We start from the raw sequence: 20807 nt of genomic DNA, 5'->3' as shown, positions 1-20807 counted from the left end.
CTGGGTTTTTACGTGCTGGGCAGGCCGGGAGGGGCAGGCAGGACACGCCGTAAACCCATCCATGGGGGCTCGATGGCGCCATCCATGGCGCCAACGGTCCTGCCTGCCCCGCCCGCCCCACCCTCGACAGTTTCCCAGTGACGGATGCACGCGCGGCGTCGCGTCGAGCTTGCTCGACTGCCCTTTCAGAAGCGGTGGGTGGAACGGAAACAAGAAGGGGTCGGATCCGTTTTCCTGCGGAAAACGGATCCGACCCCACAACGAGTGCGCGCAGCGCGCGACCCGCTTTTGATTTTCTTTTTCTTTTCCGTGGCTGGACGCACACGGAAACTGTCAGAGGTCGGGCGGGGTGGGTTCGCGGGGGTGTCCGCGGCATGGATGCCGCGGCCAAGCCCCCAGGGACGGGTTCACGGCGTCCCCCGCGAACCCACCCCGCCCGGCCAAGCGCGGCTTTTGCTTCTGGCTTCAGCGACCAACCCACAGCCACGAGGGGCTGTGCCGTTGGCTGAAAACTCAGTACCGCTTGATCCCCGGCACCGTGCAACCTTCAATCTGCGCATGCGCCGACACCGCATTCTCCTTCTCGCCACGCGCCAGGCGTGACTGTTCGATCGTCGCCCAGTGCCGGCGGCACAGCGGCCCCGTCTTCGAGCCCAGATCCACCGCCTTGCGCGCGAACGTCTCCGCCTGTTCCCACTGCCCCTGCAGCAGCGCCAGTTCGGCACGCTCCTGCAGCACCGCCGGGTCGCTGGCCACGATTTCCAGCGCATGGTCCAAGCTGCTGGCGGCACCGGCCAGGTCGTTCGCCTGCCGCTGCGCCTGCGCGGTCACCCGCAGGTCTTCCACCTGCGAATCACGCAGCGGCTGCACCGACAGCTCCTTGTCGTCAGGACCTGCGGCCGCATCGACTGCCGCCAGGCGCTGTGCCGGCGTAGTGGTATCGACTGGCTTGACCACCGGCGGCGCGCTGGTCACACAGGCGGCCAGGGCCAGGCTGAGGCCGGTCAGGGCCAGGGGCTGCAGCAGGGATCGCATGTTCATCGGCTTCATCGGCTCGGGGGAGGAGTAGCGGCGGCGGGCGCTGCGGCAGGTTCGGCGGGCGCTTCCGGCTTGCGGTCCAGGCCGAACCAGCTACGCCAGCCACCGCCCTCCCCTTCAGCTTCGCCCGGCTCGCCCGGCGGCACTGCCGGCGCGCACGGCGCATACGCCGGTGCATAGCCCACCACGAACGGGAAGCGGCGTGCGCCCGGGCAGCCTTCATCGGTTGTGTTCAGACCCGTGGCCGCGACCGACTGCCAGTCCAGGCCTTTGTTGCTGACCCGCAATGGCGCACTCGGCAGGCGCTGGAAGATGCCCGACCAGACCCGCATCGCGCCGGTAGCGCCATACAGGCCGGCCTGCTGGTTCTGGTCGTTGCCGATCCAGATCACCGCCAGATGATCGCCGGTGTAGCCGGCATACCAGCTGTCACGGCCATCGTTGGTGGTGCCGGTCTTGCCGGCCGGCTGCAGGCGGCCGAGGCCATCGGCATTGAGCCGCTGCGCGGTACCACTGGAGACCACCTGCTGCAGGCCGACGCTGATCAGGTTGGCGGCAATTGAATCGCCTTCCTGTGCCGGCGCCGGGGTCTTGTCGTAGCGCTTGAGCAGCTTGCCCTGCGGATCGAGCACGCCACGCACCGCGTGCAGCGGCTGGATCTCACCGCCCGAGGCGAGGAACTGGTACAGCTGTGCCATCGCGTACGGGCTCTGGTCGGTCGAGCCAAGGATCACCGCCGGATTGGCCTCGGCCTTGATGCCCGCCAGCACATGGATCAGCTGGGTCACGCGCTCGGGACCGACCTGCATGCCCACGCGCACCGTGGCCTGGTTGTAGGAGTGTGCCAGCGCGTCGATCAGGCGCACCGTGCCGTGGCTGCGGTTGTCCGCATTGCCCGGGCTCCAGTTGCGGCCGCGGCCGAGCTGCACCGTCACCGGTGAATCGTCGACCCAGCTGGCCAGCGAGTAACGGTCCGGCTGCGCCAGCGCGAGCAGGTACACGAATGGCTTGAGCAGCGAACCGACCGGACGCTGCGCCTCGATCGCGCGGTTGAAGCCGACCTCGGACACTTCACGGCTGCCGATCACCGCCAGCACGTCACCGTTGTGCACGTCGGTCAGCACCATGCCGGCCTGCAGTTCGGGCCGGCGCTTGCTTTCCAGCGACTTGATGGTGCGGGTCACCGCGCCTTCGGCATAGGCCTGCGCGGACGGCGACATGCCGGTCATGACGCTCAGGCCAGCGCCCTGCAGGGCAGATTCCGGGTAGTCATGGCCGAGCTGGCGACGGACCAGGTCAACATAGGCGGGGAAGCGGTTGGCCGCCACCAGTCCCGGCGTCTTCGGCACGCCCAGCGGGGCCTTCAGTGCGCGCTGGTACTCGGCGTCGTCGATCAGCGTGGCTTCGTGCAGTTTGCCCAGCACGAAGTTGCGACGGTCCAACGCACGTTCCGGATTGCGCCGCGGGTCGTAGAAGGACGGGCCCTTGACCAGGCCGATCAGCAGCGCGATCTGCTCGGTCTCCAGCGACTGCAGGTCACGGCCGAACCAGAACTCGGCACCGGACGACATGCCATGGATCGCCTGGCTGCCGCGCTGGCCCAGGTACACCTGGTTGAGATAGGCCTCGAAGATGGTGCGCTTGTCATAGCGCGCTTCCATGATCAGGGCGTAGAGCACTTCGTTGAATTTGCGGGTGAGCGTCTGTTCCTTGCCGATGCCGAGCAGGCCGCTGCGGGCCAGCTGCTGGGTCAGCGTGGAAGCGCCCTGACGGCTCTGGCCACCGGAGCGGATGGTCACCCACACCGCGCGCGCGATACCGGACAGGTCGATGCCGTGGTGGCGGTTGAAGTCCTTGTCCTCCACTGCCTGCAGGCCGGTCACCAGCAGGTCCGGCGCCTCGTCCATGCGGATCAGGCGGCGTTCTTCCTGCTTCTGGCCGTACAGGGTGGCGATACGCGCCGGATCCAGCCGCGCCGCCTTCAGGGCCTTGCGGCTGTCGGCATCGCGCAGCGAGGCGACCGCACCATCGGCCAGCGACAACTCGAGCCGACGCGGGGCAACCCGGCCATCGACGTCGTTGTAGCCGCGGCTGGAGATGACAAAGCGCCCGCCATTCACCGCATAGGTGGCCGGCTCCTTGCCCTGGCCATCATCGCGGTAGGCGGAGGCGGCCAGCTCGGTCTTCAGCGTGGACGCATCCATCGCCTTGCCGGGAGTGAGCACCAGCGGCCGCGCATACACCCGCGTCGGGATCTGCCAGCGCAGTTCGCCGAAACGTTGGGTCACCTGCTGGTTCAGGTACAGCGTATAGGGAATGAGGAAACCCAATCCCAACGCGACCGCAGCCATGCTCCAGGTGATCAGCCGGCGCCGCCACAGCGGGCCGTTGTCCTGCTGGTCGTCGTCGTCGAAATCGTCGATGTCGTCGGAATCGTAGCGTCGGGGCACGGGAATGCGAGAATGTAGAGTCTGGCGAGTCTACCCCAGCCGCTGCGGCTGGCGAATTCTCCCGGGTTCCCCTGCTTAAGCTGGAGTTGCAACCGGATGGCGATGTCCCTGGCCGAGATCCGATACCTGATCAACCGCCTGTCGGGCCTGGCCCGCCGGAGCCTGGCCAGCCTGCGTACCCGTGGCTGGCGGGCGACCTGGCAGCGCATCCGCGTGCATGCCCAGCGCGCCGTGCCCGCGCCACGCACGCCGCTGTTCCTGCCGCCGGCACAGGAGTTCGCTCCCTTCACGGTGCCGTTCAGCGAAACACCGGAAGCGAGCATTGTCATCCCCGTCTACAACCACGTCGATCACACCCTGGCCTGCCTGCGCGCCTTGGCGGCGCATCCACCGCAGGCCACGTGCGAGATCCTGGTAGTGGATGACGGCAGCACCGACGCCACCGTGCAGTGGATGCCGCAGGTTGCCGGACTGCGCTATGAAGTGCGCGAGTACAACGGCGGCTTCATCGAGGCCTGCAACGATGGCGTATCGCGCGCACGCGGTCGCTACGTGGTGCTGCTCAACAACGATACGGTGCCGCAGCCGGGCTGGCTCGACGCGCTGCTGGACACGTTCTCCAGCACGCCCGGCGCCGGCCTGGTCGGTAGCCAGCTGCTCTACCCGGACGGCCGGCTGCAGGAATCGGGCGGGGTGATTTTCGCTGATGGCAGTGGCTGGAGTTACGGCCGTTTCGAGGCAGCGGACGACCCGCGTTTTGCCAGCCTGCGCGACGTCGACTACTGCTCCGGCGCAGCGCTGATGCTGCCGCGCGACCTCTGGCGACAGCTGGGCGGCTTCGATACCCGCTACAAGCCGGCCTACTACGAGGACACCGACCTGGCCTTCCGCGTGCGTGCGCAGGGCCTGCGCGTCCTGGTTCAGCCGGCCAGCCGGGTGGTCCATGACGAAGGCACCAGTAACGGCACCGACACCGGCAGCGGCGTGAAGGCCTACCAGGTGCGCAACCAGGCCATCTTCGCCGACCGCTGGGCCACCGAGCTGGCCCGCCGCCCGGCGGTGGGCGAAGTGCCGTCACCGGCGCTGCTGCTGCGTGGCCGGCGCCAGGTGCTGATCCTGGACGAGGCAGTGCCGCAGCCGGATCGCGATTCCGCGTCGCTGCGCCAGGTGAACCTGATCCGCCTCCTGCTGCAGGGCGGGGCCCATGTGGTGTTCGTTCCCACCCGCCGCGAACACGGCGGCGCCGCCACCGACGCGCTGCAGCGGATGGGTGTGGAAGTCTGGTATGCACCGTTCCTCGATGGCGTCGCCAGCTGGCTGCGCACGCATGGTGGACGCTTCCACGTAGCGCTGCTGGTCCGCCACCATGTTGCCCACGAGTGCCTGCCACTGCTGAAGCGCTATGCGCCGCAGGCGCGCACCGTGTTCGACACGGTGGACCTGCACTACCTGCGCGAACGTCGTGGTGCCGAAGTGGCCGGCGATGCTGGACTGCTGCGCGCTGCCGAGCGTACCCGCGCCAGCGAACTGGCGGTGATGGAGCAGTGCGACGTCACCGTGCTGGTCAGTTCCGCCGAGCGCGAGCAGCTGCAGGCCGACGCGCCAACGGTGCGGGTGGAGCTGATCTCCAACCTCCATGACATCGCCGGTGCCGGCAAACCGTTCGAGCAGCGTCATGACCTGGTGTTCGTCGGCGGCTTCCGCCACCCGCCGAACCTGGACGCGATGGAATGGTTCATCGGCGAAGTCTTCGCCGGCATCCGCGCCCGCCTGCCCGATGTGCGCCTGCACTGCATCGGCGCTGCCGCGCCGGAATCCCTGCTGGCCCTGGCCGCGCGCCAGCCCGGCGTGCAGATGCACGGCTTCGTCGAGGACATCACTCCCTACATGGATGGCGCACGCATTTCCATCGCGCCACTACGTTTCGGTGCCGGCGTGAAAGGCAAGATCAACCTGAGCATGGCCCATGGCCAGCCGGTGGTAGGTACCCCCTGCGCGGTGGAAGGGATGCACCTGCGCCCGGGCGAGGACGTGCTGGTGGCCGATGATGCGGCCGGCTTCGCCGATGCGGTGGTCCGCCTGTACCAGGATCCGCAGCTGTGGCGGCAACTGTCCGAAGCCGGCCTGGCCAACATCGCAGAGCACTTCTCCCTCGACGCTGCGCGCGCAACCGTGCAGCGGGTGTTTTTCACCTAATCAGGGAGACCGCCGGCACGGCGCAGGCGCTCTTCGAACGCCGGCAGCTCGGCCAGGTCCGGTTGCAGCAAGCGGGCTTGTTCGGCGGCATGCGCTGCGAAAGCCAGGTCGCCGCTGCCGAGTCGCTCGCTGCCGATGGCCAGCCAGCGCTGGGCCAGGCGCAGGCGTGCCGAGGGGAGCCCGGCCGCAGTCGGCGACAGGGTCTGCCACGCCTGCAGGCAGGCCCCTGCCGCCTGTACGCGGTTCTGCCGGAGGTTGTCGTCGAAGCAGCCGCGACTGGCGGGCAGCAGCCGCGCCGCAGCAGCCTTCACCCGAGCATCGCGCGGCGCCAGTGACTGCGCTTCGCGCAATGCGTCGAATGCACTGTGGCCGGGGGGACTGATCCATTGCCCGGAACGTTCGGCGCGCTCGATGCTGCGCAGGTGGTCGCGCAGTTGGCGCTCGCGCTGCGTGTTGCTGGCCGCCGGCTGCTGCAGCGCCTTCTGCGCCTGTTGTGCGCGCTGCAGGCGTTGCGCGAGCTGCTGTTGCGCGGCCGGCGAAGCGCCTAGCTCCTCCGCCAGCGCGGCATCGGCCCGCGCCGCCTCGAACCGGAAGTCGTCGGCCTGCGTCTGGCTGCGTGCCAGCACCGCCTGCAACGTCTGTTCACGGCCGCGCTGGGCGCTGGCATCATCGGCCGCCACTGCCAGAACGGCGAGAAATCCCTTTGCTGCGGACTCCAGCTGCCCGCGCTGCAGGGCGCGCTGGGCCTGGCGCAGGCGCCGCTCGACGGCCTGCGCCAATGCTTCCTGGCTGGCGGGCAGATCAGCATGGCCGGCATCGAACTGGCGCGCACGCTGCAGTAGTGCGGCGGCCTCGGCCAGCTCGCCGCGTCCCGCCAGCGCGCGCGCCTGCTGCAGCAGATCGCTCAGTGCATCTTCGCGACCTTCCAGCGCGGGCAGATTGTCCGGCTGCAGCGACAGGATGCGCTGGAACAGGGGCAGCGCGCTGCTGTCACCTTCATCCAGCCGGCCCGCAGCGAAGGCGTTGCGTGCCTGCGCCAGCAGTGCGCCGATGCCGGCACCTGCGCTGCGCCGGGCCCGCAGCTGGCGCGCCACGGCGTCCGCCTCGCCCTGTGGTACCTGCAGTTCCCGGGCCAGTGCCAGCGCCTGCGCGCTGCCGTCGAGATCGTTGGCCTGCATCTTTTCGCGGGCCTGCTGCAGGGCCGCCGCGCCGGTACGGGCCAGGCCTTCGCGGGCCTGCGGACGATCTCCATCCAGCGCCAGCACGGCCTGGTAGCGCTCGCGCGCACCACTGCCATCGGCGGCACTCAGCCGCCCGGCCGCCAGTGCGCCATCACCTTCGGCCAGCAGCTGCTCGATCCGAGGCTCATCCCAGAACCAGTCGGCCAGCGGCTTGCGCAGCAGCACCAGCAGCACAAACACCGCCAGCGCCGCGACCAGCGCCCAGCGCCACACCCGGCGCGCGTGGCGTGCCTGCAGCCACCACCAACGGCCTTCGCGGCGGACGCGGTCCAGCGCAGGAAGTTCAGCGCCATGCGGGCGATGCGGGGGCTCGCGTTCCATGCGTGCAGGGTAGCCGGGGCAGCGTGAAGCTCAGCCGAGACGACGCGCCTCGCTCACGCCGGGCAGCGCGTCCAGCTTGCCCAGCAGGGTCGACAGCTGGCCGTAGTCACTCACCTTCAGCCGCAGGCGCAGGTGGGCACGGCCACTGTTGCGCACGTTGTCACTGTGGATGTCCAGCACGTAGGCGTCTTCCTGGGCGATCAGGTTGGTGATGTCCTTCAGCAGCCAGCGGCGATCGACCGCATCGACCACGACGTCCACCTCGTAGCCGCCCCCGGCCTGGCCCCACTCCACCGGCAGGATGCGCTGCGGGCTGGTGGCCGCCAGACGGGCCAGCGCAGCGCAGTCTGCACGATGCACGGTGACACCGCGGCTACGGGTCAGGTAGCCGACGATGGGTTCGCCGGCCACCGGCTGGCAGCAGCGCGCCAGTTGTACCAGCAGGTTGCCCACGCCCTGTACGGTGAACTTGGACTTGCCCAGGTTCTCGCGGCGCGCGGTCGGCCGCGGCAGGCTCGGCGCGGGCGCCGGTTGGCTTGCTGCACGTTCGGCTTCCAGCAGGGCACGGCTGACCTGGTTCGGCCCGGTATCGCCCAGCGCCACCTGGATGTAGAGGTCGTCAACGCTGTCGGCATGGAACTTCTTCGCCGCGATGGCCAGGTCCGAGTGCTGCAGCCCCAGGCGCTTCAGCTCGCGCTCGAGCAGTTCGCGCCCGGCCTGCACGTTGCGCGCGCGGTCCAGCTTGTGGAACCAGCTGCGCACCTTCTCGCGCGAACGGTTGCTGGCCAGGAAGCCGTTGGCCGGCATCAGCCAGTCGCGGCGCGGGTCGGCCTCCTTGCCGGTCAGTATCTCGACCCGGTCGCCACTGCGCAGACGGTAAGTCAGCGGTACGATGCGGCCATTGACCTTCGCGCCACGGCAGCGGTGGCCAACCATGGTGTGCACCTGATAGGCGAAATCGAGCGGCGTGGCGCCCTGCGGCAGGTCCAGCACCTCGTCCTTCGGGCTCAGCGCATAGACCCGGTCCTCGGTCAGTTCGGCATCGAGCGCCCCGGCCAGTTCGTTGCCCTGCCCGTCCTGGGCCTGCTCCAGCAGCTGGCGCATCCAGGTGATCTTGCGGTCGAAGGACTTCTCCGCGCCCTTGCCGCCTTCCTTGTACTTCCAGTGCGCGGCCACGCCCAGCTCGGCCTGCGAATGCATCTCGTGGGTACGGATCTGCACTTCAATGGTGCGCCCTTCCGGACCAACCACGGCGGTATGCAGCGAGCGATAGTCGTTGGCCTTGGGCCGGGCGATGTAATCGTCGAACTCGCTCGGCACCGGTGCCCACAGTGCATGCACCACGCCCAGCGCGGCATAGCAGGCGGCGACATCGTCGACCATTACCCGCACCGCACGGATGTCGTACAGCTGGTCGAACGCCAGCCGCTTCTTCTGCATCTTCCGCCAGATGCTGTAGATGTGCTTCGGGCGGCCACTGACCTCGGCCTTGATGCCCTGCGCAACCAGCTCGCGCGACAGCACCTTCTTGACATTCTCGACGTAGCGCTCGCGGGCGATGCGGGTTTCGTCGACTTCCCGCGCAATGCGCCGGTAGGTCTCCGGCTCCAGGTGGCGGAACGCCAGGTCCTCCAGCTCCCACTTCAGCTGCCAGATGCCCAGGCGGTTGGCCAATGGCGCGTGGATGTCGCGTGTCAGCTGGGCCAGCGCGCGGCGCTGCTCGTCGTCCAGCTTGTCGGCCGCGCGCATCCGCGCCAGTTGCCGGGCCAGCAGGATGGGTACCACACGCAGGTCGCGGATGATGGCCAGCAGCAGCCGGCGCAGGCCCTCGCTGTTGCGCCCCGCTTCGCGACCGGCATGCAGCGCCCACACCGGGTCGGCCGCATCCTGGCCGTCAAGCAGGCCGATCACCGCGGTCTTGTGGTTACCCAGCGGCAGCTGCTCCAGGCTGGCACGCAGGCCCGGCAGGTCGAACAACAATGCGGCCACCACTGCACCTTCGTCGGCCGAGAGCATCGCCAGCGCGTCGAGGGTGTCGCCCAGCACCGACCAGGTGGCACGCATCTGGTGGTCGCATTCCGGCGCTTCCCAGTGCTCGCGCAGGGCCTGGCGCAGCGGGGCAGGCAGCACCGCTGCCGAGGGACGGTTCAACAAGGCATCCAGGCCGGGGACGGAAGCGCGGTTCACAGCATCAAGCAGGCAAGACAGAGGCCTCTACACTAGCGCCGGCGCCGTTCAGGGACAATGACCGTGGCCACCATCCCCCGGCATGAAGACATGCCGCTACACTCGCGGGCAAACCCAGGAGAATCCCGTCATGTCCCCGATCGTCCCGCGTTTCCGCCTACGGCTGCTGGCTTGTGCCGCACTGTTGCTGTCCCTGTCGGCGCCTGCGCTGGCCCAGCGTGTGGTAGAGGGTGACCTGCAGCAGCAGATGTCACCGGCCGAATTCAAGGCTGCTGGCCTGGACAAGCTCAGTGCGCAGGAACTGGCCACGCTCAACCGCTGGCTGCAGGGCAAGGTCGAGGCGGCCACGACCCAGGCAGTTGCAGCGGTACGGGAATCGGCGCGCGAGGAAGGCCGCCAGGAAGTGATCGTGAAGAATCGCGGCTTCTTCGATTTCGGCAGCAGTGAGCCGATCGTCGGCGTGCTGCAGGGTGAGTTCCGCGGGTTCGGCAAGGGCCGCGTCTACGTGCTGGACAACGGCCAGGAATGGGAGCAGATCGATGCAACCACCCTGGCAGGCGTGCGCAGGCAGTCGCCCGCCGTCAGCATCAAGCCCGGTGTGATGGGCGTCTGGTACCTGAAGGTCGACGGTGTGAACACCCAGCCGAAGGTGCGTCGTACCAAGTAACGACGCCCATCGTATAGAGCCGAGCCCACGCTCGGCTGCGATCTGCACGGGAAGATGACGAGGCATCAAAAAAGCAGCCGAGCATGGGCTCGGCTCTACGTCATCACATCATCGGAGTCACGCCTGGCGCAGTGCGGCTACCCGCTGCGCCAGCTTCTTCGCCGAGATGCCGGTCCGCGCGCCCAGCTCCTGCGCGAACAGCGACACCCGCAGCTCTTCCAGATCCCAGCGCAGCGCCTGCCATTGCGGGTGCTCGCGCAGGCCCTGCTGCTCAGCCACTTCCAGCGCTTCCAGGAACGGATGCAGTTCCAGCATGCGCGCCTGATCGCGCGGCGGATCACGCTTGGCGCGCTCGGTACGCAGGATCATCGCTTTCAGATAGCGCGGATACTGCGCCAATGCGTCGGCCGGTGTATCGCGCAGGAAGCCTGGATGGATCAGCCCGGCCAGCTGCGCCTCCATGTCGTCCAGGTTGCCGCGCGCCCAGCCCATCAGCGGCGCTTCCAGCATCGGCTTCAATTCGGCCACCAGCGCCAGGATGGTCTCGGCCAGCTTCAGCCGCGACATGGCCTCACCGAACAGCGCCTTGGCCGCATGCTCGCGGCGCTGCTCGAAGGCCGCCGCATCGCGTATGTCTTCCAGGCCTTCAGCCAGTACGGCGTTCATCGCCGCATCGACCAGGTCGCCACGAAGGCGTTCCTGCGATTCGATCGCCGCATACAGCAGGCCCGTCTTGGCACCCACCGGCAACTGCTTGCGTGCCTGCTTCATCTTCTCGGCCAGCGCGATCTCCAGCAGGCGGCGCACACCCAGCGGATGAGCCGCCTGCGCCTGCTGCCGATCAGCGAAGATGCGCAGCGCCACGCTGTCGCCCTCGTCCAGCAGCGCCGGATAGGCCGGCACGCCGGCTTCGCCGGGCACCTGCAGCGGAATCGGCGTGGCCGGGAAGGTACGCAGGCCATCAGCCGCCATTTCACGTCCGGCGCGTGCAGCAAAGGCGTCGCCCGCGCGCCCACCGAACTTCGCGCGCAATGCGTCCAGGTCGCGCGAGGTGGCCAGCACCCTGCCCTGCTCGTCGCGCAGGCGCAGGTTCATGTGCAGGTGCGGTTCGATCGAGCCGGGCTCGAAATCGAGCGCGGTCACCGTGGCGCCTGTCGCGCGTGAGAGGAAACGCGCCAGTTCGCCGGTGATGGCATCGGCACTGGGTTGCGGGAACGCCTCGTAGAACGCGCGACCAAAGTCCGGCGCCGGCACGTAGTTGCGGCGCATCGCCTTGGGCAGGCTGCGAATCAGCGCCGCAGCCTTGTCGGCAACGAAGCCGGGCGCCAGCCAGCCCAGCTGCACCGGATCCAATGCGTTGAGCAGGTGCAGCGGTACGTCAAGGGTTACGCCGTCATCCTCGGCACCCGGCTCGAAGCGGTAATGCAGCGGCAATCGTGCCTGGCCCAGCGCGAGGTACTTCGGGTAGCGCTCCTGCTCACTGCCTTCGCCCGGCAACAGGTCGGCCAGCGTCCAGTGCAGGGTCTTGCGCTGTTCCGGCGCAAGACCCTTCCACCAGGCATCCAGGCCGGAGGCCGAATGGATCTGCGGCGGCACCCGGTCCAGGTACCAGCGTGCCTGCCAGTCTTCGTCAGCAACGATGCCGGCGCGGCGCAGCTTGGCTTCTTCCTCGCGCGCGACCTCCAGCACCTTCTGGTTGTCGGCGACGAAACTGGCGCGGGTATTGATCTCGCCGGTCACCAGTGCCTGGCGCACGAAGATGTCATGCGCCTCGCCCGGCGCGATGCGGCCGTAATGGACCGGTTTCTTCGGTGCCAGCACCAGGCCGAACAGGCTGATCTGCTCGGACGCCAGCACCTGGCCCTGCGCGCGCGACCAGTGCGGGTCGAAGTGCTTGCGCAGCAGCAGGTGCGGCAGTTCGGCGATCACCCAGTCCGGCTCGATCGCGGCCAGGGTCATGCCCCATACCTTCTGCGTATCCAGCAGGTTGGCCACCAGCAGCCACGGCGGTGGCCGCTTGGCCAGCGCCGAACCGGGGAACGGCAGGAAGCGGCGCTGGCGCGGCGCCTGGAAATCGCCCTTCTCGGTGCGGTGGCCGATCTGCGTCGGCAGGCCCGCCACCAGCGCCCGGTGCAGGGTCTGGTAGGCAGCAGCGCGTACACGTTCGCTGAAGCCGCCGCCGGCGGGCGCCTGTTCCTTCTGCGCGCGCACGGCCACCGGTGCCGGTGCGGCCTCGGCCTTGCCTTCGCGGGCCAGGCGCGCGGCACGATGCAACTGGCCGCGGGTGGCCTTTACTGCGGCCGCGTCATCACGCGCCGGGGCCGGCGCACTGCTGCCGGCCAGCAACGGTGCCATCGACGCCTCGCTGGCCTCTTCCTTCCAGCCCAGCTCCTCGCACAGCAGCCGCAGCTGGCGATGCAGCTCTCGCCATTCGCGCATGCGCAGGAAACCGAGGAAATGACGGCCGCACCAGTCGCGCAGCTTGGACTGGGTCAGGTCTTCATGGGCCTGCCGGTAGGCATCCCACAGGCGCAGCACGCCGACGAACTCGGAGCGGCCATCGGCGAACTGCGCATGCGCGCTGTCGGCCGCACCGCGCGCCTCGGGCGGGCGTTCGCGCGGGTCCTGGATGCCCAGGAACGAGGCGATCACCAGCATCGGCCGCAGGCAGCCGGCGGCCTGCGCGGCCACCAGCATGCGCGCCAGCTTCACGTCCACCGGCAGGCGCGCCATCTGCTTGCCGATGGTGGTCAGGCGCCGTTCGGCATCGATCGCCCCCAGTTCGGTCAGCTGCTGCCAGCCATCGGCAACCGCGCGCTCGTCCGGCGCCTCCAGGAACGGGAACTCCTCGATGCGGCCCAGGCCCAGCTGCAGCATGCGCAGGATCACCCCGGCCAGGCTGGAGCGGCGGATTTCCGGATCGGTGAACTCCGGCCGCGCCTGGAAATCGGCCTCAGCATACAGGCGGTAACAGATGCCCTCGGCGATACGGCCGCAGCGCCCCTTGCGCTGGTTGGCGCTGGCCTGCGAGATCGGCTCGATGTGCAGGCGGTCCAGCTTGTTGCGCGGGCTGTAGCGCTTGACGCGGGCAAGGCCCGGATCGACCACGTAACGGATGCGCGGCACCGTCAGCGAGGTTTCCGCCACATTGGTGGCCAGCACGATGCGCCGGTTCGGCCCGGGATTGAACACCCGGTCCTGGTCCTGGTTGGACAGCCGCGCATACAGTGGCAGTACCTCGGTGTTGCGGTACTTTCGCCGTTCCAGCGACTGGTGCGCATCGCGGATCTCGCGCTCGCCCGGCAGGAAGATCAGCACGTCGCCGCGTGCATCCAAGCGGGTAATCTCGTCGACAGCCGACACGATGGCATCGTTGACGGTACGTTCGCCCTGGTCTTCACCCTCGCCTTCCAGCGCGCGGTAGCGCACCTCCACCGGGTAGGTGCGGCCCTCAACGCTGATCACCGGCGCATTGTCGAAATGCTGGGCGAAGCGTCCGGTGTCGATGGTGGCCGAAGTGACGATCAGCTTCAGGTCGGGGCGCTTGCGCAGCAGCTGCTTCAGGTAGCCCAGCAGGAAGTCGATGTTGAGGCTGCGCTCGTGCGCCTCGTCGACGATGATCGTGTCGTAGTTCGACAACCAGCGGTCGCTGGCAATCTCCGCCAGCAGGATGCCGTCGGTCATGAACTTGATGCGGCTGTCTTCGCTGACCTTGTCGTTGAAGCGCACCTGGTAGCCCACCAGCTGGCCCAGTTCACTCTGCAGTTCCTGTGCGACACGGCTGGCTACCGCACGTGCGGCAATCCGTCGCGGCTGGGTGCAGCCGATCATGCCGGCCTGGCCACGGCCGGCGGCCAGGCACAGTTTCGGCAGCTGGGTGGTCTTGCCCGAACCGGTTTCACCAGCGATCACCACGACCTGGTGGTCGCGGATCAGCCCGATGATGGCGTCGGCTTCACGCGCAATCGGCAGCTGCGGGTCCAGAGTAATGGACGGCTGCTGCTGCGCCCGCACCTGCCGGCGCTGCACCGACGCCTGCAAGGCCTGCTCGAAGGTGGCGGCCAGTGCCGCATCCTGTGGCTTGGCCTGGCAACGCGAGAGCATCCCCAGCAAACGGCCCCGGTCGCGGCTCATGGCGCCGTCGATGGCGGCGCGCTGTTGGCGCAGGCGGGGCGATGGATTTTTATCGATAGAGTTCATCAATCGGTTCGTTCAAAACTTTGAAAGCGACCAGTCATCACGACCGGTTTATTGTGAAGGCCAACGATTCCACAAGGAGGAACCCCATGGCGAAGACCAAGAGCACGACCAAGGCCAAGACCGGCAAGCAGAAGCTTGCGGCGGCGGCACCGTCGGCGCCGAACATCGATATCGGGATCACCCAGGGCGACCGCAAGAAGATCGCCGACGGTCTGTCGCGCTTCCAGGCCGATGCGTTCACGCTCTACCTGAAGACGCACAACTTCCACTGGAACGTGACCGGGTCGATGTTCAACTCGCTGCACACCATGTTCGAGACGCAGTACACCGAGCAGTGGGCGGCACTGGACGATGTGGCCGAGCGCATCCGCGCGCTGGGCTTCAATGCCCCGGGCTCCTACCGGGAATTCGCTGCGCTGACCTCGATCGTCGAGGAACCGGGCCTGACCGACAGTGCGGACTGGCGTGAAATGGTACGCCAGTTGGTGGTCGCCAACGAAGCGGTATGCCGTACGGCGCGTGAAGTGCTGGATGTGGCGGCCAAGGGTGACGATGCCCCGACCGAGGATCTGATGACCCAGCGGCTGCAGACCCACGAGAAGTACGCCTGGATGCTGCGCTCGCTGTTGCAGTAAGGGTTGGGGGTGTTCGGCAGGGCTTGCAGCCCTGCACCCGCCGAAGCCTTCAAGCCAGAGCCAGAGCAAAAGCCAGTTTCCTGAAGGTTGGCGGGGTGGGTCCGGTTGAGGGGGACGCCGTAAACCCGTCCATGGGGGCTTGGTCGCGGCATCCATGCCGCTCACACCCCCTCAACCGGACCCACCCCGCCTTCGACAGATTCCCGCGATCTGCCAAGGCATTGCTTGGGGTCAGATCCGTTTTCCGCAGGAAAACGGGTCTGACCCCATTTTGATTGTCGATATCTGACAGATTTCATCCACGCATGGCGTGGATCTACCCGCCACCGGGCCAGGTCTGGGGGAGAGCCCCCTGAGTCAGGGGGCGGACGCGAAGCGGCGGGGGTCTGGGAGCTGGTAAGTGGGGCCCGCGTTTCGCGCAGCGAAGCGTGGGAGCGGCAGCGCGCATGCGATGGCGCGTTCCCAGGGCGCAGCCCTGCCGACTCCCCCGCCGGGGTAAACTAGCGCGATGCCTTCCCGTCCCGCGCACGACCTGCTCCAACGCGTCTTTGGTTACGACGATTTCCGTGGTCCGCAGCAGGACATCGTGGAGCATGTCGCTGCCGGTCACGATGCCCTGGTGCTGATGCCCACCGGCGGTGGCAAGTCGCTGTGCTACCAGGTGCCGGCCCTGCTGCGTGACGGATGTGGCATCGTCATCTCGCCACTGATCGCGCTGATGCAGGACCAGGTCGAAGCCCTGCGCCAGCTCGGCGTTCATGCCGAGTACCTGAATTCCACCCTGGATGCCGAGACCGCCGGCCGCGTCGAACGCGAGCTGCTGGCCGGCGAGCTGGACATGCTCTATGTCGCTCCCGAGCGGCTGCTGACCGGCCGCTTCCTGTCGCTGCTGTCACGCAGCCAGATCGCCCTGTTCGCCATCGACGAAGCCCACTGCGTGTCGCAGTGGGGCCACGACTTCCGCCCGGAATACCGCCAGCTGACCGTGCTGCACGAGCGCTGGCCGCAGATTCCGCGGATCGCGCTCACCGCCACCGCCGACCCGCCGACCCAGCGCGAGATCGCCGAGCGTCTGGATCTGCAGGAAGCGCGCCACTTCGTCAGCTCCTTCGACCGCCCCAACATCCGCTACACCGTGGTGCAGAAGGACAACGCCCGCAAGCAGCTGACCGATTTCCTGCGCGGCCACCGTGGCGAGGCCGGCATCGTCTACTGCATGTCGCGGCGCAAGGTCGAGGAGACCGCTGAATTCCTGTGCGGCCAGGGCTTCAACGCCCTGCCCTACCACGCCGGCCTGCCGCCGGAGGTGCGCGCTAACAACCAGCGCCGCTTCCTGCGCGAGGACGGCATCGTCATGTGCGCCACCATCGCCTTCGGCATGGGCATCGACAAGCCGGACGTGCGCTTCGTGGCGCATACCGACCTGCCCAAGTCGATGGAAGGCTACTACCAGGAAACCGGCCGCGCTGGTCGTGATGGCGAAGCTGCCGAAGCCTGGCTGTGCTACGGCCTGGGCGACGTGGTACTGCTCAAGCAGATGATCGAACAATCCGAGGCGGGCGAAGAACGCAAGCAGCTGGAACGGGGCAAGCTCGACCACCTGCTGGGCTACTGCGAATCCATGCAATGCCGCCGCCAGGTGCTGCTGGCCGGTTTCGGCGAGACCTATCCCCAGCCCTGCGGCAACTGCGACAACTGCCTGACGCCGCCGGCCTCGTGGGATGCGACCATTCCGGCGCAGAAGGCGCTGAGCTGTGTCTACCGCAGTGGCCAGCGCTTCGGCGTCGGCCACCTGATCGACATTCTGCGCGGCAGCGAGAACGAGAAGGTGAAGCAGCAGGGCCACGACAAGCTCAGTACCTATGCGATCGGCCGCGACCTGGATGCGCGCACCTGGCGCAGCGTGTTCCGCCAGCTGGTGGCCGCCAGCCTGCTGGAAGTGGACAGCGAGGGCCACGGTGGCCTGCGCCTGACCGATGCCAGCCGCGACGTGCTGACCGGTCGCCGCCAGATCAGCATGCGCCGCGACCCGGCCAGCAGCGCCAGCGGGCGCGAGCGCAGCGCGCAGCGCACCGGCCTGTCTGTGCTGCCGCAGGATCTGGCGCTGTTCAACGCGCTGCGCGGTCTGCGCGCCGAACTGGCCCGCGAACAGAACGTGCCGGCCTTCGTGATCTTCCACGACAGCACCCTGCGCAACATCGCCGAGCAGCGCCCGACCAGCCTGGATGAACTGGCACGGGTCGGCGGCATCGGCGGCACCAAGCTGAGCCGCTACGGCCCGCGCCTGGTCGAGATCGTGCGCGAAGAGGGGTAGCGCCGGGCGCCTGGCCAGGCGCCTCCCCATCGCCAACCGTGCGCTCGTCCCCCTGTAGAGCCGAGCCCACGCTCGGCTGCTTCTGCGTGAACGGCAGCCGAGCGTACGCTCGGCTCTACACTGGTGCAGGTCCAACCTTGAACCGCCCATTCAGCCGGAGGTGCATCCACGGCCGCTTGCGGCTAGATTAGCGCCATGTCCCTCGCCTCGACCCTGCTCCGTGTCGTGCTCATGCTCAGCCTGCTGCTCAACGGGCTGAACGCGGCCATGGCCAGTGGTCACGAGGAAATGGGCCGGATGGCCCACGCGGTAGCCGCCCTTGATGGCGGCGATGCCGACTGCCACCACCACGCCGCCATGCAGGCCGACGAGGCCCCGCAGGCCAAGGCCCCCGCCCACGACGCCCACTGCCAGATCAAGGACTGCGTGCGCAGTTGCGCCCAGCACCCGCTGCTGGTGGTGCAGCCGTTGCCGTACCTGGCGGGCCCGGCGTTGTCGCTGGCACCACAGCCGATGCCGGCGACAGGCCGCCCGGCGCCGCCGCTGCCGCCCATCTCACGCCCTCCCATCGGCTGATTCCACACGCATCGTGCGCCCTGCGCACCGTAGCCGGCCACCTGCCGGCGTCTTTACGTGTCTGGAGTCACCACCATGAATACCCGCATTCCCCCCGGCCCGGGCGCTGTGCCCATGCCGTCGCGCCGCCTGTTCGTGCAGGGCCTGGCCGCCGGTGGCGTGGTTGCCGGCATCGCCGCTGTCGGCGTGCCGCAGCGCGCGCTCGCCGCCGCCACGGCCGCCCCGCGCCTGGCCGGCGCCCCGGCCGTGCTCAGCGATACCCGCATCGAACTGGCCATCGGCGAATCGCTGGCCAACTTCACCGGCCGCACCCGCCCGGCGATCACCGTCAACGGCTCGCTGCCGGCGCCGATCCTGCGCTGGCGCGAAGGCCAGACCGTGGACCTGTTCGTGCGCAACACGCTGGAGCGCCACCCGACCTCGATCCACTGGCACGGCATCCTGCTGCCGGCCAACATGGACGGCGTGCCCGGCCTGAGCTTCAACGGCATCGGCCCCGGCGAGACCTACCACTACCACTTCCAGCTGAAGCAGTCGGGCACCTACTGGTACCACAGCCATTCGATGTTCCAGGAGCAGGCCGGCCTGTACGGTGCACTGATCATCGATCCGGCCGAGCCAGCGCCGTACCACCACGACCGCGAGCACGTGATCCTGCTGTCCGACTGGACCGACATGGACCCGGGTGCGTTGTTCCGCCGCATGAAGAAGCTTGCCGAGCACGACAACTACTACAAGCGCACCCTGCCCGACTTCCTGCGCGACGTGAAGCGCGAGGGCTGGTCGGCCGCGCTGTCGGACCGTGGCATGTGGGGCCGGATGCGGATGACGCCGACCGACATCTCCGACATCAACGCGCATACCTACACCTACCTGATGAACGGTACGGCGCCAGCCGGCAACTGGACCGGGCTGTTCCGCAGCGGGGAAAAGGTACTGCTGCGCTTCATCAATGGCGCCTCGATGACCTACTTCGATGTGCGCATTCCCGGCCTGAAGATGACCGTGGTCGCCGCCGATGGCCAGTACATCCATCCGGTCAGCATCGATGAGTTCCGCATCGCTCCCGCCGAAACCTACGATGTGCTGGTCGAGCCCACCGGCCAGGACGCGTTTACCATCTTCTGCCAGGACATGGGCCGCACCGGCTTCGCTGCCGGCACGCTGGCGGTACGCCATGGCCTGCAGGCACCGATCCCTGCACGCGACCCGCGCCCGTTGCTGACCATGAGCGACATGGGGCATGACATGGGCGGTGGCGGTCATGGCGGGCACGACATGACCGCGATGAAGGGCATGGAAGGCGGCTGTGGCGCCAGCATGGGCCACGGTGCGCATGGCGGCGGTGATGCCGCCAGCAAGGCGCCAAAGCACCCGCCCAGCGAGCGCAACAACCCGCTGGTGGACATGCAGAGTTCGGCTACCGAACCGAAGCTGGACGACCCCGGCATCGGCCTGCGCGACAACGGCCGCAAGGTCCTGACCTACGGCGCGATGCGCAGCCTGTTCGAAGACCCCGATGGCCGCGAGCCCAGTCGTGAAGTCGAGCTGCACCTGACCGGCCACATGGAGAAATTCTCCTGGTCGTTCGACGGCATCCCGTTCGCCAGCGCCGAGCCGCTGCGGCTGAACTACGGCGAGCGCATGCGCATCGTGCTGGTCAACGACACCATGATGCAGCACCCGATCCATCTGCATGGCGTGTGGAGCGATCTGGAAAACGCACAAGGCGAATTCCAGGTGCGCAAGCACACCATCGACGTGCCACCCGGTACACGCCGCAGCTACCGCGTGCGCGCCGACGCGCTCGGCCGCTGGGCCTACCACTGCCATCTGCTGTACCACATGGAAGCGGGCATGATGCGCGAAGTGAGGATCGAAGAATGAGCCGCTCACTGCTTTCCCCCAGCCTGCTGGCCTTGGGCCTGGCCGCCGCATTGCCGGTGTTCGCGCAGTCGCACGCGGGCCATGACATGGGCGCGATGAACGCGCCTGCGAAGGCCACGAAGTCCGCGAAGACGCCTGCCGAACCGGTCGATCATTCGAAGATGGACCACTCGACCATGGATCACTCGAAGATGAACCACGCCGCGATGCAGCCGGCGACGATGGACCATTCCGCGATGGATCATTCCACGATGGATCATTCCACGATGGATCATTCCACGATGGATCACTCCAGCATGGATCACGCGGCGATGGGTCACGGCACGCCCGCACCCACCGAACCTCTCGAACCGATCCCGGTCCCGACCGATGCCGACCGCGCCGCCGCCTTCCCGCCGATCGCACATGGCGCGATGGAACACGCGCCGGAGATCAACAGCCTGCTGCTGATTGACCGCCTCGAACACTGGGACGGCAAGAGCAGCAACGGCCAGGCCTGGGAAGCCACCGGCTGGATCGGCGGCAACATCAACCGCCTGTGGCTGCGCACCGATGGCGAACGCAGCCGTGGCCGCACCGAGTCGTCATCGCTGGAGGCCCTGTACGGCCGTAGCGTGTCGCCGTGGTGGGACGTGCTGGTCGGCGTGCGCCAGGACTTCCGCCCCGCCGACTCGCGCACCTGGGCGGCGATCGGCATCCAGGGCCTTGCGCCCTACAAGTTCGAGAGCTCGGCCACGCTGTACATGGGCTCCGGCGGCCAGATGCTGGCCAAGGCCGAAGTCGAGTACGACGTGCTGCTGACCAACCGCTTGATCCTGCAGCCGCTGCTGGAAGCCACGGTGGCAGCCAAGGATGAACCGGAGTACGGCATCGGCCGTGGCCTGAACAAGGTCGAAGCCGGGCTGCGACTGCGCTATGAGTTCAGCCGCCGCTTCGCGCCGTACATCGGCATCAGCCACGAACGCAGTTTCGGCGACACCGCCGACTATGCCGGTGACCACGCGCGCGACACACGTTGGGTCGCTGGCGTGCGCATGTGGTTCTGAGCAGCGTTACGTGAGCAGTGGCCAGCCCCGGCAACCGCCGGGGCCGGCT

General features: G+C 68.0%; 12 protein-coding genes. 7 read left to right on the top strand and 5 right to left on the bottom strand.

The features are described from left to right. Positions 1–513: 513 nt before the first annotated feature. Both AC5P8J_RS15795 and mrcB read right to left on the bottom strand, forming a co-directional pair. Positions 514–1050 carry a hypothetical protein gene (locus AC5P8J_RS15795; RefSeq protein WP_019660102.1) on the bottom strand — a complete coding sequence of 179 codons (537 nt, stop codon included), beginning with the start codon at positions 1048–1050 and terminating at the stop codon, positions 514–516. Then, a complete protein-coding gene (mrcB, locus tag AC5P8J_RS15790; RefSeq protein ID WP_021203724.1) occupies positions 1047–3488 on the bottom strand; it encodes a penicillin-binding protein 1B in 2442 nt (813 codons plus the stop codon). Before mrcB ends, AC5P8J_RS15795 begins: the two co-directional genes overlap by 4 nt. Positions 3489–3584: 96 nt before the next feature. Between mrcB and AC5P8J_RS15785 the strand changes: the two genes are divergently transcribed. Then, entirely contained in the window at positions 3585–5684 is a 2100-nt protein-coding gene (locus AC5P8J_RS15785) for a glycosyltransferase (protein WP_021203723.1), read from the top strand. On the opposite strand, the gene AC5P8J_RS15780 is transcribed toward AC5P8J_RS15785, so the two are convergent. Both AC5P8J_RS15780 and AC5P8J_RS15775 read right to left on the bottom strand, forming a co-directional pair. Continuing rightward, positions 5681–7246, bottom strand: a complete 1566-nt coding sequence (locus AC5P8J_RS15780; protein ID WP_134731868.1) for a hypothetical protein — start codon at positions 7244–7246, stop codon at positions 5681–5683. The two genes, AC5P8J_RS15785 and AC5P8J_RS15780, sit on opposite strands and share 4 nt — an antisense overlap. A gap of 30 nt (positions 7247–7276) precedes the next feature. Next, complete coding sequence (locus tag AC5P8J_RS15775; RefSeq protein WP_058982213.1) at positions 7277–9433, bottom strand: RelA/SpoT family protein; 2157 nt, start codon at positions 9431–9433, stop codon at positions 7277–7279. Positions 9434–9563: 130 nt separating this feature from the next. On the opposite strand from AC5P8J_RS15775, the gene AC5P8J_RS15770 reads away from it, so the two are divergent. Next, positions 9564–10100: a hypothetical protein gene (locus tag AC5P8J_RS15770; protein WP_019660107.1), complete on the top strand. Its 537-nt coding sequence runs from the start codon at positions 9564–9566 to the stop codon at positions 10098–10100. Positions 10101–10217: 117 nt separating this feature from the next. Here the strand turns inward: AC5P8J_RS15770 and hrpA are convergent, their stop codons facing one another. Beyond that, positions 10218–14300: an ATP-dependent RNA helicase HrpA gene (hrpA, locus tag AC5P8J_RS15765; protein WP_495216953.1), complete on the bottom strand. Its 4083-nt coding sequence runs from the start codon at positions 14298–14300 to the stop codon at positions 10218–10220. Positions 14301–14386: 86 nt separating this feature from the next. On the opposite strand from hrpA, the gene AC5P8J_RS15760 reads away from it, so the two are divergent. From AC5P8J_RS15760 to AC5P8J_RS15740, 5 genes are all read left to right on the top strand, one after another. Beyond that, positions 14387–14935, top strand: coding sequence for a Dps family protein (locus tag AC5P8J_RS15760; protein WP_005418469.1), 549 nt, complete (start codon positions 14387–14389; stop codon positions 14933–14935). Between the two features lie 508 nt (positions 14936–15443). After that, entirely contained in the window at positions 15444–17249 is a 1806-nt protein-coding gene (recQ, locus tag AC5P8J_RS15755; RefSeq protein WP_332329184.1) for a DNA helicase RecQ, read from the top strand. Between the two features lie 195 nt (positions 17250–17444). Further along, positions 17445–17825: a CopL family metal-binding regulatory protein gene (locus AC5P8J_RS15750; protein WP_134731874.1), complete on the top strand. Its 381-nt coding sequence runs from the start codon at positions 17445–17447 to the stop codon at positions 17823–17825. Positions 17826–17900: 75 nt separating this feature from the next. After that, on the top strand, positions 17901–19712 hold the full coding sequence (locus AC5P8J_RS15745) for a copper resistance system multicopper oxidase (protein WP_180877687.1): 1812 nt from the start codon (positions 17901–17903) through the stop codon (positions 19710–19712). Then, on the top strand, positions 19709–20758 hold the full coding sequence (locus tag AC5P8J_RS15740) for a copper resistance protein B (RefSeq protein WP_495216951.1): 1050 nt from the start codon (positions 19709–19711) through the stop codon (positions 20756–20758). Before AC5P8J_RS15745 ends, AC5P8J_RS15740 begins: the two co-directional genes overlap by 4 nt. The last annotated feature ends 49 nt before the right edge of the window (positions 20759–20807 follow it).

The sequence above is a fragment of the Stenotrophomonas sp. YJH_SMC_37 genome, from assembly GCF_059370035.1.
Note: the sequence above shows the minus strand (reverse complement) of the source record. Positions and strands in the feature narration are given on the sequence as shown.